This is a genomic window from Brucella sp. GW823-FHT04E01 (assembly GCF_058796175.1).
In genome coordinates, this window is record NZ_JBXAIK010000002.1 from 502,096 (window position 1) to 518,502 (window position 16,407).

The window sequence follows — 16,407 nt, forward strand, 5'->3', positions numbered from 1 at the left end:
GGCCGGTGCTTTCTGATCAGCAGTAGCTCGGAGTGATGATGATCGAACATATATCAAGTTTCTTCCGCAATCTGAACGAGACTGCGGGCTTGAACTTTATCGTCTTCTATGACGACTACGAGTTCAGCCGCTTTCTTGAAGGGGCGTTGATTTCACTGCGGCTTATGGCGTTTTCCATCTTGCTGTCGCTGGTGATCGGCGTGTTGGGAGCTTGGGCACAAACGTCAAAAAGCGCGATAATTCGCGTGGCGGTTGATGCTTATATCCAGGCGTTTCGAAATACACCTCCGATGATCCAGCTTTTGTTTTTCTACTTCGGTCTGGGTGCGTTCACGCCAGCCGTTGACATGGGGGGATATTACGAGCCCATTATCTCTTCTTTTGGGTGGGCTGTAATCTCGCTTGGTATCTTTGGTGGGGCGTTCAACGTCGAGATATTCCGGGCTGGCCTGGAAGCCGTTCCTGAAACGACAAAAGAAGCGGCTGAAAGCCTCAGCTTTTCGAACTGGCAAATCTATATGTATGTGACACTTCCACTGGCGTTTCGCATTAGCCTGCCAGCTTTGACGAATAACCTAGTGAGTTTGGCCAAAACAACCTCGCTTGCTTATGTTATCGCCGTTCCAGAAATGACCTATGTCCTCAATCAGGTTTGGTCGGACAACATCAACGTGCCTGAGATGATCCTCGTGCTTTTTGTGTTCTATGTCGCGGTTGTGAGTATCCTCGCCTGGGGCCTCCACGCTCTCGAACGCCGTTTGGCACTACCGGGGTATGGACATGAATAAGCGCGCTTTCACAATTGTTCCTTCGCATTACGGCGTAACGGCATTCTCTAGCGCTCTGTCGTTGCGATACGGAATTGTTCTCGTTGCAATGTTTTTCGGATCATTGTGTGTCGCTTATGCGCAAACAATGAATGCCGGAACGCCGACTGCAGTCGAGACACTTTTCGGGTGGGTTCCATTCATCTTGCGTGGCTTTTTGCTGAACCTCTATATGAGTTTTTTAGCGATGGCCTTGGCGACGGTTCTCGGAATTCTGCTCGGTCTCATGCAGATCAGCTTGTTCTGGCCGGTAAGAGCCATTGCGCGCCTGGTGACGCATCTCCTGAGAAACTCGCCTTGGCTCGTTATTCTCTTCATCGCCATGTATATGATGCCAGAGGATTTTGGTCTTCCGGGCGGGATTGTGATACCGTTTCCTGGCTGGATGAAAGCAACCGTCGCTTTTGCGCTGCCCGTCATGGGCAACATAAGCGAGATCGTCCGTGGGGCGGTTCGATCCATTCCGTCGGGGCAGTGGGAATCGGCCGAAAGTCTTGGCTTTACCCGTGTTCAGACACTTTGGAACATCATATTGCCACAGAGCTTCCGGCGTTCAATACCTCCATGGATGAACTGGTACGCGCTACTTACGCTCTCCACTCCGATGGCCTCTATTTTCAGCGTCAGAGAGTCTGTTGCCAACGCACAGGCTGCAATGGAAGCGTCGGGCGGACGGCCGGAATTTCTCTTTCCGTTCTATCTGTTCCTTCTCTGTCTGTTCTTCGCGTACATCTATCCAATCGCGCTTCTGACAAGGAAACTGGAGAAAAGATATGCTGCATAAAGAAAATATCGATGCACCCCCTCTGGTTTCTCTAAAGGACGTGCACAAGGCGTATGGCGATCTGGAAGTTATCAAAGGGATCAGTCTTGATGTTCGCAAAGGTGAGGTGATCTGCATCATCGGTCCGTCGGGTTCGGGCAAATCGACTCTCATACGTTGTATCAATGGTCTAAGCCCAGTGCAGAAGGGCTCGATAATCGTCGCCGGGCAGGAGGTGAATGATCCCAAGCTCGACAAGCTCGCATTGCGGCGAAAGGTCGGAATAGTCTTTCAGCAGTACAATCTGTTTCCGCATAAGACGGTTTTGCAGAACGTCATGATGGCGCCGATCAAGGTCCTGCGTGAACCAAAACAGGAAGTTGAGGAACGGGCGCATGCTCTGATTGCAAAAGTCAAACTTACTGGCAAGGAAAACCAGTATCCCGGCCAGCTGTCAGGTGGTCAGCAGCAGCGCGTCGCCATCGCGCGAAGCCTGGCCATGCGTCCTGACGTTATGCTTTTCGATGAAGTTACCGCAGCGCTCGATCCTGAAACCGTCAAGGAAGTATTGGCGACGATAAAGGAACTCGCGTCCGACGGGATGACCTGCATTCTGGTTACCCATGAAATGGGCTTCGCACGCGAAGTGGCCGATCACATCTACTTCACGGATCGAGGTGTGATCGTCGAGCATGCTCCACCGAAAGAGTTCTTTACCTCAGCCAAGGATCCTCGGACCCAACAGTTCTTAAGTCAGATATTCTAGCCGAAGTACGACACGACAATCATCAGTAGCATCAGGAACATGCCAGGCCGAGCGCCAGGTGTGAACGGGTTTCTATAAACCAAAGGGAAAAGCGATGTACCAGCAAGCCTCCAACGGTGTCAAAAATGACCCACTGCTGCAGCCGCTGAAAATCAAGCATCTTGAACTTCGCAATCGCATCATGAGCACCAGCCACGCGTGTGGTCTGGAGGTCAGCGGGCTGCCGCTTGAAGCCTATCAACGGTATCATGAAGAAAAGGCCAAGGGTGGAATAGCCCTGTCGATGTTCGGTGGATCCTCCAATATCGATATCGATTCTCCGAATGTCTTTCGGCAACTGAATGTTGGAACAGATGACATCATCCCACATTTTCAGCAGTTTGCCGAGCGTATGCACCGCCACGGTGCAGCGCTCATGTGTCAGATAACACATCTTGGCCGACGCGGCGAAAGTTATGGCGGCGATAGGCTGGCGATGATTGCGCCGTCGCCCCTCCGTGAGACGCTTCATCGCAGCATACCCAGAGAGATGGACGACCATGATATTAATCGCGTTGTGAAGGCATTTGCTGCTGCGGCGCTGCGATGCAAGGAGGGAGGGCTGGACGGCATCGAAACGCATGCTGGTGGTCACATGATAGGGCAGTTCCTGTCTCCGATTTCCAACCGCAGAACCGATCGCTTTGGCGGATCGCTCGAAAACAGAATGCGGTTTCCGCTGATGGTGCATGAAGCTATCAGAAAGGCCGTGGGTGATGATTTCGTCGTTGGTATCCGCATGGCAGTGGATGAAGGACCCGATGGCGGCATGGGTTTCGAGGAATCTCTGAAGGTTGCACAAGCACTTCGCAATATTGGCGGGATCGATTTTTTCAATGCGATTTATGGCATGATGGACACGACCCGTGGTCTCGCGGAAGACGCTATGCCTGGAATGGGATCGCCGCTTGCACCTTGGGTCGAGCCGGTCGGACGTTTCCGCCAGGAGCTCGATATTCCGGTATTCCATGCCGCACGTATTTCCGATGCTGCTTCCGCCCGATACGCTATCCGCGAAGGCAAAATGGATATGGCGGGCATGACCAGAGCGCAGATCGCTGATCCATACCTTGCAAGTAAAATAGCGTCGGGACGAGAAAGCGAAATCCGGCCATGCGTGGGCGCTACACATTGCCAGTCGCCGCATCGTCCCGCGTGTCTTCATAATCCGGCAACGGGAAGAGAAACAGTCCTGCCTCAGGTCTTTACTAAAACCGAAAGCGCCAAACGTAAGGTCGTCGTGGTTGGCGGGGGGGCCGCAGGCCTTGAGGCCGCCAGAATATGCGCGGAACGGGGTCATGAGGTTTCGTTGTTTGAAGCGGCATCCGATTTCGGCGGTCAGCTTCTTCTTGGCGCGAAGGGTTCGTGGCGTGGTGACCTCATCGGCATCGTTGAGTGGCGCGTGGCTGAACTTAATCGTCTCGGCGTGTCCCTCCAAACGAATGCTTATCTTGATGAAAATGAAATCCTGGCGCTGAATCCTGATGTTGTCTTGCTGGCAACGGGCGGCATGCCGCAAATTGATCTTCTGCACGGCGGTGATCTATGCGTTTCGACGTGGGATATCCTGGCTGGTCAGTCCAAGCTATCGGGTGAAGTTCTCGTCGTTGATGGCACCGGGCGACATCCGGCTCCGCTGGCGGCCGAGAAGGCCGTTGGCTTTGGGGCCAAGGTCCAATTCGTCACCATAGACGCCCAAATCTGTGAAGAATTGACTTATGCCGAACGTTTACGCTGGAAAAAGCTATTTCTGAAATTTGGCCTTTATCCCAAAACCGAAACACGCTTGACGGAAGTCCACCGCCAGGACAACCGACTGATCGCAACGCTTGTGAACGATATTACGCGAGAAACAGAAACAATTGTGGTCGATCATGTTGTTGTGGAGCAAGGAAGTGTTCCGTCCAACGAAGTTTTTGAAGCGCTTCGATCCAGTTCTTCAAATGACGGTGTTACCGACTTGCGCGCTATGGTTGACGCCACGCCTCAGCCTATCCGCGAAAGACTTGGATTTGAGCTTCACCGGATAGGAGATGCTCTTGCCAGTCGGAACATTCACTCCGCGATGTTGGACGCAATAAGAATATGCAGCTCGCTTTGAGAATTTTGGGAGCGTATTCAGCGTCCGAATTTATCCAGCAGTTGATACCATGCGGCTACTGTACGGACGGCTGGCGCTCTCATCGAGAAAAATGGAATATCTACCGGTTTCTGGCGCCGCATCAGCGCCAGATCAGGCTTTTCGCCTTGCAAAAGATCAATCGCGTAGCGTCCCAGAAGGCTCGACATCGCGATTCCCGTTCCATTGTAGCCGAGCGAAAAGCCAATATTCTTATCGATCAACCCGATTTGTGGAAGACTGTCCATCGTCATGGCAACAAGCCCCGACCAGCGATTGACGATCCCGTAGTCTTTCAACTGCGGGAAGATATCAGACATTGCTCTTTCAAGGGTCGCATAGGCGGCCATGGAGTCATTTCTGCCGAATGCGCCCCTACCGCCAAAAAGCAAGCAGTCTCCGCTACGTCGGAACCATCGCATCATTCTTCGCGTCTCGCTGTAGCTCCGATTGTTGCAAAGAATTTCATCAAAAACAGAACTGGGCAACGCTTCCGTCGAGATGATCGCACTCCTGAACGGTATGATGGTCTTACGCACATTGCCGGTGACAGGCGTGATGTCGGAATAGGCATTCGTTGCGATCAGAATCTGTTTGCACCTGATCGATCCGAATTTTGTACAAACGAGTTTTGCCGGGCCTTCTTCCGCGATGCGAAGAGCGGGACTATTTTCGTAAATGAGGCCTCCGGCCAAAAGAACGGCGTTGGCCAAACCCCGGCAGTAACTAAGAGGATGTATAGTGCCAGCATGGGAGTTCAAAACTCCTCCATAGAAGCGCGTACTTCCGGTCTCTGCCGCAACCTCATTCGCATCAAGCACTGTGATGCTCGTATCGCCGAATATGTCCCTGATTGTCTTCGCTTCTTCCACGAGCGCCGCGAAGGCGGCCTCGTTATGCGCACAGCGAATGTTCCCGGTTTTCGCCAGATTCGCTTCTCGGATCTGAAATCGCTCGACATAGCTTTCAACGCAATCCATGGCTTTGTGACCGAGCGCGTTCATGCGTTGAGCGACTTGCCTGCCGTGAGTTTGCGCCATGACGCTTAGTGATACACGATACTTCGTTGATACCACGCCGCCATTTCTTCCTGATGCGCCGAAGCCGACTTCTTCTGCTTCGAGAACAACAGGTTTCAAACCAAGTTCAATTGCTCTTACGGCGGCCGACAAGCCTGTATACCCACCTCCGATGATGACCAAATCAGCGGCAATGTCGTCCTGCAATGTCTTGCAGTTCAGAGGTGGTGTTGCAGTCTCACGCCACAAAGATCGGGGTAGGCCGAGTTCTCGCATCTGGAAAATACCTGGGCTTATTTACAAGTTATTTTCTCTCGCTTTCGACAGCATCGGCGAGTTCTCGCAGGGTCGAGAAATGGAAGTCCGGCGTCGTCACTACTTCCGGAACAGGCGTTCCACCGAAACCCTTGAGACCCTTTCGGCGCTCGATCCAGCAGACTTTGTATCCAAGCTCTTTAGCGACGCCTATATCGTGGTACTGGCTCTGGGCAACATGCAGGATTTCATCCTGCTTGAAACCAAATGCCGATTGGCGCCCAAGATTGTAGGAAAAGAAGCGTGGATCCGGTTTTGGATACCTTGCATCGTCAGCAGTGACGCTGTCGTGAAACGGGTTGCCGAGCTTGTTCGAATTGGCGCTGAAACCGACACGATCATAATTGGTCATCGCAACAAGTCTAAAATGCCTACGCAATCGTCTGAGCGCTTCAGCGGAATCCTCGAATGCGGGAAATTCAAAGAAGTGGCTATGAAATTTGTCACCCGCGGCGCTGTCGTCCGACAGCCCAAGTTCTTTCGCAGCGTAGAGATAAACTTCGCGCATGACCTCGCTTGCGCGGCCCGGAAATTTCTCCCTTGCTTTCAGATAGGGCTGGAAAATCTGATCATCACTCAGCGTCTTCGCGGCCGCTCCGCCTGCGGCGCGAAAACCATCCAGAATACCCTTCTCGAAGTCGATGCAGGTTCCGACGATATCAAAAGTCAGAACTTTAAAATTTTCGAAGGCCATGAAAATTGTTTCTCCTATTCCGGGCACAAGCCAGTTGTCTGGCTACATTGGGATACTTGAGACAAATCCATCAATTCCAAAAATAATCACCTCTGGGGTTACATTTTGTAATGTCACATATTCGACGGCTCCTTCCCTCGCTCAACGCACTCGTCGCCTTCGAAGCGGCAGTCCGATGCGGAACATTTGCAAACGCGGCACGGGAACTTGGGGTTACAAGTCCCGCAGTCAGCCGCACCATCGGGCGTCTGGAGCTTCATCTCGGAATGCAGCTTTTCAAACGAACGCCGATGGGAGCAGAACTGACGGAACAAGGAGGTGATCTTTTTGCGGAAGTCTCGAAGAGCTTTTCAAACATTGAACGTGTTTTGGCTGGACTAAGACAAAATGCGCAAACGAAGCGACGCACGCTGCGAATATCAGTCTCAGGGGCTTTCGCTACGCATTGGTTTATGCCGCGGATGAACCAATTCCAAGCGCTGTTTCCTGATGTAGACATTCAGTGGCAACTGATCATCGGGCCGCTCGATTGTCCGGTTAACGACGCGGATATCGCGATGCGGTTCGATCCGAAAGTGGATGACCGGTATCGAATTTTTCCACTTATGCCAGAGATTCTGCTGCCTGTGCGATCTCCGGCCTTCGATTTCAATTCGAAACAGTCCCAGTCGGGTTTGAATCAGGTGATTACTCTTAGCGGGTCACAGTTCAGATGGGCAGATTTGTATTCCGTTGATGCACTGACAGAGATAGCCCGGGAACTTCAATTCTCGGATTACAATGTCGTTGTACAGGCCGCGCTGATGGGACAAGGCAACGCTATCGGCTGGTTAAGTGTGGTGTCAACCTTGCTGGCCAACGGCTCGCTCGTTCCATCGCATCCTGTTGTGGTTTCGACTGGCCGAAGCTGTAATCTAGTGACTTCGATCAAAACGGATGAATGGTTCATTCGCGACATTTGCGACTGGATCATCGATGAATATCGACGGGATGTGAGAGAGATTAACAAAGCATACGAAGGACTGATCAACGAATTCTGAGATTCGCCGCCCGTAGCGGCAATCCAAACTTCGCTGTCGCTTTGATCAAAAAGTAAATGGTCGCGGGTTTCTATCCGATGCGCGTATGATGTGCTCTTGACTGGCAATCTGGAAAGGTAGTCCTAGGTGATGCCACTGCTGCTGATCACTCCGAGGCAAACACAACAGGAAAGGCAGCGATTAGTGTTGTGCAGCCTATACTCGCCGGATGCGATAGCGCGAGGCCGGCTCGTGCGAGAGCATAATTGTATTTTAGCGGCTTTACCGTTAGCTCTTCGGCCGTCTACCATCGAAACCGTCGCTGCGGACGAAGATCCTGGGACTGAAGTCCCGTAGCCAGTAACTTGCGCGTATTGGATTTCCGGTTTGGTCGGCCAATGAACCCCATTAATTTATCATCCGAGTTTTCTTTGTCGAATGGCTGTTGCCGCCAGACACAGCTGGATGAAAAGAATCTGGGCGGCGGCCTGTGCTGTATTGGTCGTTGGATCATACTGAGGCGCGACTTCAACCACATCCGATCCAATGAAATTCAAGCCGTTGAGACCGCGCATGATCTGCATTGCCTCACGGGGCTGCAGGCCGCCGACCTCGGGCGTACCGGTGCCCGGAGCAAAGCCGGGGTCGAGGCTATCGATATCAAAAGAAAGATAGACCGGACCTTTGCCGACAACCTCGTGTGCGATCTCGATCACACGGTCAATGCCGAGTGATATGACATCTTCGACATGCAGAACTGTCATGCCGGAATCACTTGAAAATTCCCAAAGATATTCGGCACCGCCCCTGATGCCGATCTGAATTGTTCTCTGCGGATCTAGAACACCGTCCAGAACCGCCTGTCGGAAGGGACCGCCATGATGGAACTTGCAGCCCTCATAAGGCCCACTCGTGTCGCAATGGGCGTCGATATGGATCATTCCGACAGGCTTTTCACGTCCGATGGCCCGGAGAATGGACCCGCTGATCGAATGGTCGCCACCGACCGAAAGCGGGTAGATTCCGGCGTCGACGATTGCGGTATAAAACGCTTCGATATCAGCATGTGAGCGCGCCAGGTCAAAACGCGAGTTGAGCGGCACGTCGCCGATATCAGCCACTTTGATTTCGGTGGAGGGCGCCATTTGTAAAACATGATCGAACGGTCCGATTCTTTCTATCGAACGCACAGCTTTTGGACCGAAACGGGCGCCCGAACGATTGGTTACGCCAAGGTCCATCGGTACGCCTACAATAGCGGCTTCCAGACCGCAGAAAGATGGATCGGCAATAGCAGCGGGCAGATGAGGCAAAGCGAGAAATGTCGAGACATTTGCATAGGGAAGGGCACGCTTTCCAGCCTCTGAAAATTGAGCGCTAGCGGCCTTGCGGAAAACCGGATCAAAAATATCCCCGCCTTCGGTTTCTGCGTATTTTTCGCGGAGCGCTTCTAGCGTCTTCGGGTCCATATCGATCTCCCATCCCCTTGTTATAACTGGCTTTCCCAGTGAGAAACACCGGTTGAGTAAGCCGGCAGCGACGAAATTGTACTGTTGGCCACGTCTCCAAGAATGTTACGTTTGGCACCAGAGGATAGAGACATCCTCCCAATTGGGCGATATCATTGATGGAAACGAAGGTTTCATGAGCATCAAACCATAGTGGTTCCAATCTAGTGCCGATGACCGATCTCGATGTGCGTTTACTGAAAGTTTTCAGAACCATTGTTGCCAATGGAGGATTGAAAGGGGCTGCCAAGGCGCTGAACGTGGGACTGCCGACAATCAGCAAACAACTCTCAGATCTGGAAATTAGACTCGGTATTCGCTTGTGCATTCGTGGCGGCTCGAAGTTCGAGCTTACGCCAGACGGTAGTGAAATTTACCGGGCAAGCACGGAGCTGTTTTTATCGATCGCGAAGTTTCGGAATGATGTTGGTAAAATCAAGAAGAAGAAAGAACTGCTTCGAATTGCAGTTATCGACAACATCATTACTGATGAAAACTCTCCGTTGCCATGGCTCATAAGCTATTTCGATGCCAGAAATTGTCATGTCAGCGTGGTTGTAACAAAGCCAGAAGAAATCGAAAAAGGGATTTGCGGAAACATTTTCGATATCGGCATCACACCGATTTATCACCGGAATCCAGACCTGCAATATACGTCCCTGTATAATGAAGTTTCCTATCTTTACTGTGGGCACTTACACCCCTTTTTTGCGAATCAGGATGAGGAACTGGACTGCAGGACTGTTGATGCCGCACCCTGCGTAGAGCATCTTTATGTTGACAGACGTTTCATTCCGACACTCAAGGATAAAAGCGGCGACGGTCCGTCTGCTCTCCAACTGGAAGCGGTGCTAACGCTTATCCTGTCGGGAAATTATCTGGGTTTCCTGCCCGGACATTTTGCAGCGGCCTTTGAAGACAGGCATCAGATAAGGAAAGTTCATCAGGAACGGCGCCAATATTCCACCGAGATTGGTTTTATCCATCGTCGGGAAGGCGTCCTCAATGCTACCACACTACAGGCGATCGGATTGCTGCGAAATCGCATTATTTCAGAGGGCAAACCCATTTAACTGCCCCAGTTGCAAACCCTGCCAGGCAATGGGAAATCCTACGACGTTCGCGCTAGAGCATAATCCGACCGGAGTGAAACGAGGACGATCAAGATTATGCTTGAAATAGAAGAAGTTAGAGCGCCGATCTGATTCAATCAGATCGAAACGCGCTCTAGTACGCTGTTTTCGGTCTTCTCAGCTTCTCGCAGCGCCCAATTGCGGAATACTTCAAGCTGCGGATTGCGGTCGCGGTCCGCATGGGTCGTTAGCCAGTAACAATTGCGGCTGTCGTAGCGCAAATTCAATGGATTGACGAGCTGACCGCTTTCGAGCTCGTCAAGGATCAGGCTTCGCGGGATAAGCGCCAGACCGTGCCCGCCGATCGCCGCGCGAATGACGAGAGAATAATAGCCAAGTTTCAGAATTCGCTCGGGGCGAAATTCGCTGATGTTGTTCGCGATAGCGAAATCGTTCCAGTAAAGGGGCGTTTTCAAGTGCTCCAACATTGGGAAGCTACCGATATCCATGGGGTCCGATATGCCGCCATGGCGCGCGATACAATGCGGAGAACCAACCAGCACGACATCACGACCAAGAAAATAGTCCATATGCCATCCGGGCCATTCCCCCTCACCAAAACGGAAAACGACATCTGCCTCGTCTTCCGTGTCGCTAGGTGCAAATGAACTGAACTGAACGTCTATGTCTGGATGGGCTTCGGCAAACTGTACGAACCGCTGAATAAACCAACGGTCGCCAAGTATTGGCAAAACGTGCAGTCGCAATGTTGGCTTGTTGGAGCGCAGGTGCATGACCCGAGCAGCGGCAGTTTCAAGGGCGCCCAGAGCGACACGTGCCTGTTCAATGTAAACCGTTCCGGCTTCGGTCGGCATGAGACCCTGGCTTGTGCGCGAGAAGAGTCCGAGGCCGACCAGATTCTCCACAGATTTGAGCTGCTTGCTCACGGCACTTTGCGTCATGTGGAGAAATTTTGCCGCTTCGGAAATCGTTCCGTGTTGTGCGAGAGCAGCTAATACACGAAGACCCGTCGTTGTTGGCAAATGCTGGCGCATCGTTGAATCAGCTCCCCTATTCCTTTTTGGACTACCATCCCGGAAATCTATTCAATTGTCCAGTCAACGACCGTTTGCAACTATCCGACCGGTCAGGAGGACAATCATGAATGAATCTGTAAGGCTTTGGGGAGCCCGTTTCCGCTCTCCTCCATCTCCCGAACTCGTACGCCTGTCGCGTTCTCCCCAAAACCATTTCAGGCTCGTTCCGGAAGACCTGCGCTCGTCGATAGCCCACGCCCATGAGCTGGAGCGCGCCGGCATCCTCGATGCAGTCGAAACTGAGCAAATCACGACCGCGCTGGAATCTATCGGCAAGGACTGGCAGGCCAACCGCCTGCAACCTTCCGAAGATGACGAAGACGTTCACACCTTTTTGGAACGCGTGCTAACGAGCCGGCTCGGTGCTCTTGGCGGAAAACTGCGCGCCGGGCGTTCGCGCAACGATCAGGCGGCCAACAATCTCAAGCTTCATCTGCGCCGGATCGCTCCCACGCTTGTCGCAAGCATCGCCTCACTCCAGGATGCACTTGTTGCCCAGGCAAAAGCACACCAGCACACACTGGCAACCGGTTTTACCCATCTTCAACCTGCGCAGCCTGTGACGTTCGGGCATCAGCTTCTGGCCCATGCACAAGGATTTTCGCGCGATATTGGCCGGATTATCGACTGGCACAAGAGAGCAGGGCGCTCGCCGCTGGGGGCTGCCGCCCTTGCAGGGTCGGCAATTGCCTTACATCCGGAGCTGTCGGCAAGCGAGCTAGGCTATGATGCACCGTGTGAAAATTCGATTGATGCCGTGGGCAGCCGCGATCATGTCGCCGAATTTCTGTTTGTGACCGCCATGCTCGGCGTCAATCTTTCCCGCCTGGCAGAAGAGGTCTTTCTGTGGTCGTCCAAGCAGTTTCATTGGATAGAGCTGGATGACAGCTACGCCACCGGCTCGTCCATCATGCCGCAGAAGAAGAATGCCGATATTGCGGAACTGACGCGTGGTCGTTCTGCACGTCTGATCGCGTCGCTGAACGGCATGCTGATCGCCCTCAAGGGACTGCCTTTCGCCTATAACCGTGATCTCAGCGAAGACAAATGGGCATGTTTCGAGGCGATCGACACACTTGAACTCGTGCTGCCAGCGATGGCGGGTATGATCGCGACGATGAAAGTCGATCATGAGCGGTTGAGAAAACAGTCGTTCGAGGGCTTCACTCTTGCCACGGAAGTGGCCGACTGGCTCTCCCGGCAGGGTATTCCGTTTAGCGAAGCACATGAAATTACCGGTGCACTGGTGCGCTACTGTGAGGAAAAGGCAATCGGCCTGGAAGATCTGTCGTCTGATGATCTGCCCGCCGTCGATACGCGCCTGAAGGCCGATGTCCTCACGCATCTTTCCCCGGAAGCGGCTGTTGCAGCCCGCAAGGGATATGGCGGCACCGCGCCCGAACGGGTGGGAGAGCAGATTGACCGGCTGCAGCAGCTCCTCCAGTCACAACGCCAATGGGCGGAACAGAACTGAACGCATTCGGGAACAACAAGAAGGCGTGACGGACCATCCGTCACGCGTCAATCAATATCGGTGAAACACACCGGACGCATCAGACCAAAATGGGAGAACTGTCATGGGGACTACGCATATCTTGAAAGCACTCGGCTGCGGTATCGCAATTGCGTGTGTTGCCAGCGCGAGCGCCGCTTCGGCTGCCGGGGGCGATCTGCCCGACCGCGTCAAAAGCTCCGGTAAAATCATCGTCGGGATAGAGACCACCTATCCGCCGATGGGGTACAAGAACCCGGCTACCAACGAACGTGTCGGTTTCAATGTTGATCTCGTCAACAGCCTCGCCAAAGAGATGAAGCTCGAAGTCGAATGGCAGGAAATGAGCTTTGAACAGCTCATGACGTCGCTGACCAGCAAGCGCATCGACATGATCGGCACAGCTATCAGCGATTACCCATCGCGTCGCGACAAGCTCACCTTCGTCGATTATCTGCGCACCGGCGCCCAACCATTCACACTTGCTGCCAAAAGCGGCGACATCAAGAGCGAGGGCGATCTATGCGGGAAGAAGGTCGGGGCACCGCGCACGACAAGCTTTTTTCCTGAAACGCAGAAATGGAGCGAGGCCAATTGTGTCGGAACTGGCAAACCGGCCATTACAGTCAATGGTACTGCCGGAGCGACCGCCACACGTCTTGATCTGAAACAGGGTCGCCTCGATGCGGCGGTGCTTGGGCCTGAATATGTGGCATATCTGATGAAGGATGAGCCCGGCGTCTATGCACTGGCAGGCAATCCCTTGATGGAAAGTCTGTTCGGGCTCGCCTTCGACAAGAACGAAACCGGCCTTCGCGATGGCGTGGCCGAAGCGGTTCAGGGGCTCATAAAGAATGGAACATACAAGCAGATTCTGAAAAAATATGGACTTGAGCGCCAAGGTGTCGCCGAAGTGGCGATCGACGCAGGAAAATGAGCATGTCAGTGGCGCAAACTCTTCCAGTCGATACCATGCGTGCCGTTGAACTCGTCCGCACCGGGGGGCCGGATGTCCTGAAACTCGGTCAGGTTGCCGCGCCCAGGCTCTTACCTGGAAGCGTCATGATCGAGGTGCATGCCACCGCGCTCAATCATGCCGATCTGTTGCAGCGTCGGGGAACTTATGGCGGGGGCATTTCGCTCCCGACAATTCTCGGCATTGAATGCTCTGGTACCATCGTGGACATGGCATCCGACGTCAAAGGGTGGAATATCGGCGATAGAGTTTGCGCTCTGATCAACGGCGGAGGTTATGCGGATCTGGTCTGCGTGCCGGCAAGCCTTGTGCTTCCGGTTCCCGCGAATATCGACCTGATCACGGCGGCGGCTTTGCCGGAAGCGGCTTGCACGGTCTGGTCCAACATTATCGATATCGCCCGGTTCGCGCCGGGAGATATGCTTCTTGTGCATGGAGGGGCGGGAGGTATCGGTAGTTTTGCCATTCAGGCCGGGCGAGCGCGCGGCGCGTGCATCTTTGCGACAGCGGGCGGTCACGAAAAAATGGAATATTGTCGAAGTATTGGTGCCGACCGTCCCATCGATTACAGGAACGAAGACTTCGTTTCGGTTATCATGGACGAAACCAGCGGCCGTGGCGCGGATATTATTCTCGACAATATGGGCGGCCTCTATCTCGACCGGAACATCGACGCGATGGCTCATGACGGGCGTATCGTCATGATCGGCCTTCAGGGAGGCCGTGAAGCCAACATTCATCTGGGCAAAATGATGGGCAAGCGCGGTTCGCTCTTCACCACATCATTGCGAGACCGTCCTGTCGAGGATAAGGCGCGTATCGTGTCAGGCGTCCTCAAGGATTTCTGGCCCGATGTCGAAACCGGGCGTATCCGCCCCCTGATCGATCAGGAGTTTCCTCTTTCGGATGCAGCAGGTGCGCACAGCTACATGGAAAGCGGCGAGCATGTCGGGAAGATCGTTCTCAGGGTCAGAGGCGACGCCGACCGGAATGCGAAAGGTTAAACAACAATGACTGATAACGTTTATCAAATCAGCCATCTGGTACACGTACCGCGACGCCATTATGGCCGTCTTGTCGCGGCTGCGGTCGTGGTTCTCGCGCTTGCCGCAATCATCCATGCATTTGCCGTCGGACAGATTGAATGGAACTATGTGGGAGAATTCCTCACCGTTCCGGCCATCATGACCGGGCTGTTGAACACCATCATCATGTCGGTTCTGGCCATGGCGCTGGGCATAGCACTCGGGATCGTGTTTGCCGTGATGCGCCTGTCGGACAATCCGGTACTTTCCTATGTCTCCATCGGCTATGTATGGTTCTTCCGGGCGGTTCCGGCACTTCTGCAACTGCTGTTGTGGTTCAATCTGGCACTGGTTTTCCCTACTATGGGCATACCGGGCGTCTTTTCGGTCTCGACCGTTGAAATCATGACGCCTTTTGTGGCCACGCTCCTCGGTCTTGGCATCCAGCAAGGCGCATTTACCGCTGAAGTCGTCCGTGCCGGGCTGCTCTCCGTGGACAAGGGCCAGTACGAAGCCGCCCAGACCATCGGCATGACACGCCTGAAATTGCTGCGCCGGATCATCATGCCACAAGCCATGCGTGTCATCGTGCCGCCGGTCGGCAATGAATTCATTGGCATGGTGAAGCTCACCTCGCTCGCAAGTGTGATCCAGTATGCGGAAATCCTGCACAGCGCACAGAACATCTACTACGCAAATTCCCGCGTCGTAGAACTCCTGATCGTTGCTGCGTTCTGGTACCTGATCGTCGTGACCATACTCAGTCTCATCCAGGGGCGTATCGAAAAATACTTCTCAAAGGGCGTCATGTCGCCGGGTGAATCGAAGTGACGGAGGTAATGGACATGGCAAATACTGTTTCAACTGACGTCGCAAAGCAAAATCTCTCGTCTCAGGGGCCACTGGTCGTGGCCGCAGATGTGCGCAAGAAATTCGGGACGCTCGAAGTCCTGAAAGGCGTAAGCCTCCAGATCGCCAAGGGCGAAGTTCTCTGCATTATTGGCCCGTCGGGTTCCGGCAAGAGCACGTTCCTGCGCTGCATAAATCAGCTCGAACAGATGAATGGTGGCGCGATCTGGGTTGGCGGCGAGTTGATCGGCTATCGTCGCGAAGGCAATCACCTGCATGAACTGAGCGATGCGGAGGTTGCCCGCCAACGGCGCTCGATAGGCATGGTGTTTCAGCGCTTCAACCTTTTCCCGCACCTGACGGTGACTGAGAACATCGTCGAGGGTCCGATACAGGTGCTGCGGGAGAAACCAGACGTTGCCAGAAAAAGCGCTCATGCACTTCTCGAACGGGTTGGGCTTTACGACAAGCGTGACGCTTATCCGGCCCAGTTGTCGGGTGGACAGCAACAGCGTGTCGCCATCGCCCGCGCGCTTGCCATGCAACCGACGCTGCTGCTGTTCGACGAGCCGACTTCGGCACTCGATCCGGAACTGGTCGGGGAAGTTCTGCGTGTCATGAGCGATCTGGCACAAAGCGGGATGACGATGATCGTCGTAACCCACGAGCTTGGCTTTGCCCGTGAAGTTGCTGACCGTGTCGCCTTCATGGATCAGGGCGAAATCATCGAAATTGGTTCGCCTGAACAGGTTCTTACAAATCCGCAGCAGACGCGAACGCAGAACTTCATCAAAGCCGTACACAAGAAGTAACACCGGACTTACAC

General features: G+C 53.6%; 15 protein-coding genes. 11 read left to right on the forward strand and 4 right to left on the reverse strand.

Annotated features, from left to right (window positions below; all coding sequences use genetic code 11):
• Positions 1–38: 38 nt before the first annotated feature.
• From AC1RHM_RS07705 to AC1RHM_RS07720, 4 genes are all read left to right on the forward strand, one after another.
• Positions 39–788, forward strand: coding sequence for an amino acid ABC transporter permease (locus AC1RHM_RS07705; RefSeq protein WP_029928513.1), 750 nt, complete (start codon positions 39–41; stop codon positions 786–788).
• Positions 781–1,611: an amino acid ABC transporter permease gene (locus tag AC1RHM_RS07710; RefSeq protein WP_029928511.1), complete on the forward strand. Its 831-nt coding sequence runs from the start codon at positions 781–783 to the stop codon at positions 1,609–1,611. Before AC1RHM_RS07705 ends, AC1RHM_RS07710 begins: the two co-directional genes overlap by 8 nt.
• Positions 1,601–2,356, forward strand: a complete 756-nt coding sequence (locus tag AC1RHM_RS07715) for an amino acid ABC transporter ATP-binding protein (RefSeq protein ID WP_029928509.1) — start codon at positions 1,601–1,603, stop codon at positions 2,354–2,356. The genes AC1RHM_RS07710 and AC1RHM_RS07715 overlap by 11 nt, the downstream gene beginning before the upstream one ends.
• Before the next feature lie 94 nt (positions 2,357–2,450).
• On the forward strand, positions 2,451–4,496 hold the full coding sequence (locus tag AC1RHM_RS07720; protein ID WP_114048301.1) for an oxidoreductase: 2,046 nt from the start codon (positions 2,451–2,453) through the stop codon (positions 4,494–4,496).
• Positions 4,497–4,513: 17 nt separating this feature from the next.
• On the opposite strand, the gene AC1RHM_RS07725 is transcribed toward AC1RHM_RS07720, so the two are convergent.
• Positions 4,514–5,740, reverse strand: coding sequence for an NAD(P)/FAD-dependent oxidoreductase (locus AC1RHM_RS07725; RefSeq protein WP_226622752.1), 1,227 nt, complete (start codon positions 5,738–5,740; stop codon positions 4,514–4,516).
• A gap of 97 nt (positions 5,741–5,837) precedes the next feature.
• A complete protein-coding gene (locus AC1RHM_RS07730; protein ID WP_094515227.1) occupies positions 5,838–6,542 on the reverse strand; it encodes an HAD-IA family hydrolase in 705 nt (234 codons plus the stop codon).
• A gap of 110 nt (positions 6,543–6,652) precedes the next feature.
• Between AC1RHM_RS07730 and AC1RHM_RS07735 the strand changes: the two genes are divergently transcribed.
• Entirely contained in the window at positions 6,653–7,582 is a 930-nt protein-coding gene (locus AC1RHM_RS07735) for a LysR family transcriptional regulator (RefSeq protein WP_029928501.1), read from the forward strand.
• 395 nt (positions 7,583–7,977) lie between these two features.
• On the opposite strand, the gene speB is transcribed toward AC1RHM_RS07735, so the two are convergent.
• The gene (gene speB / locus AC1RHM_RS07740; protein WP_151612504.1) at positions 7,978–9,030 is read right to left on the reverse strand and encodes an agmatinase; all 1,053 of its coding nucleotides are present in this window, start codon (positions 9,028–9,030) and stop codon (positions 7,978–7,980) included.
• Between the two features lie 212 nt (positions 9,031–9,242).
• Between speB and AC1RHM_RS07745 the strand changes: the two genes are divergently transcribed.
• A complete protein-coding gene (locus tag AC1RHM_RS07745; RefSeq protein ID WP_151612506.1) occupies positions 9,243–10,142 on the forward strand; it encodes a LysR family transcriptional regulator in 900 nt (299 codons plus the stop codon).
• 137 nt (positions 10,143–10,279) lie between these two features.
• Here AC1RHM_RS07745 and AC1RHM_RS07750 read toward each other — a convergent pair whose 3' ends face one another.
• Entirely contained in the window at positions 10,280–11,197 is a 918-nt protein-coding gene (locus AC1RHM_RS07750; RefSeq protein ID WP_492332505.1) for a LysR substrate-binding domain-containing protein, read from the reverse strand.
• Positions 11,198–11,303: 106 nt separating this feature from the next.
• Between AC1RHM_RS07750 and argH the strand changes: the two genes are divergently transcribed.
• From argH to AC1RHM_RS07775, 5 genes are all read left to right on the forward strand, one after another.
• Positions 11,304–12,713 (forward strand): argininosuccinate lyase, encoded by a 1,410-nt coding sequence (gene argH, locus AC1RHM_RS07755; protein WP_151612510.1) that lies wholly within the window; start codon positions 11,304–11,306, stop codon positions 12,711–12,713.
• 103 nt (positions 12,714–12,816) lie between these two features.
• Positions 12,817–13,668, forward strand: a complete 852-nt coding sequence (locus tag AC1RHM_RS07760) for an ABC transporter substrate-binding protein (protein ID WP_151612512.1) — start codon at positions 12,817–12,819, stop codon at positions 13,666–13,668.
• Between the two features lie 2 nt (positions 13,669–13,670).
• Entirely contained in the window at positions 13,671–14,711 is a 1,041-nt protein-coding gene (locus AC1RHM_RS07765; protein WP_226622749.1) for an NAD(P)H-quinone oxidoreductase, read from the forward strand.
• A 6-nt stretch (positions 14,712–14,717) separates the two neighbouring features.
• Positions 14,718–15,563, forward strand: coding sequence for an amino acid ABC transporter permease (locus AC1RHM_RS07770; protein ID WP_140019261.1), 846 nt, complete (start codon positions 14,718–14,720; stop codon positions 15,561–15,563).
• A gap of 14 nt (positions 15,564–15,577) precedes the next feature.
• On the forward strand, positions 15,578–16,393 hold the full coding sequence (locus AC1RHM_RS07775; protein WP_166942472.1) for an amino acid ABC transporter ATP-binding protein: 816 nt from the start codon (positions 15,578–15,580) through the stop codon (positions 16,391–16,393).
• Positions 16,394–16,407: the final 14 nt, after the last annotated feature.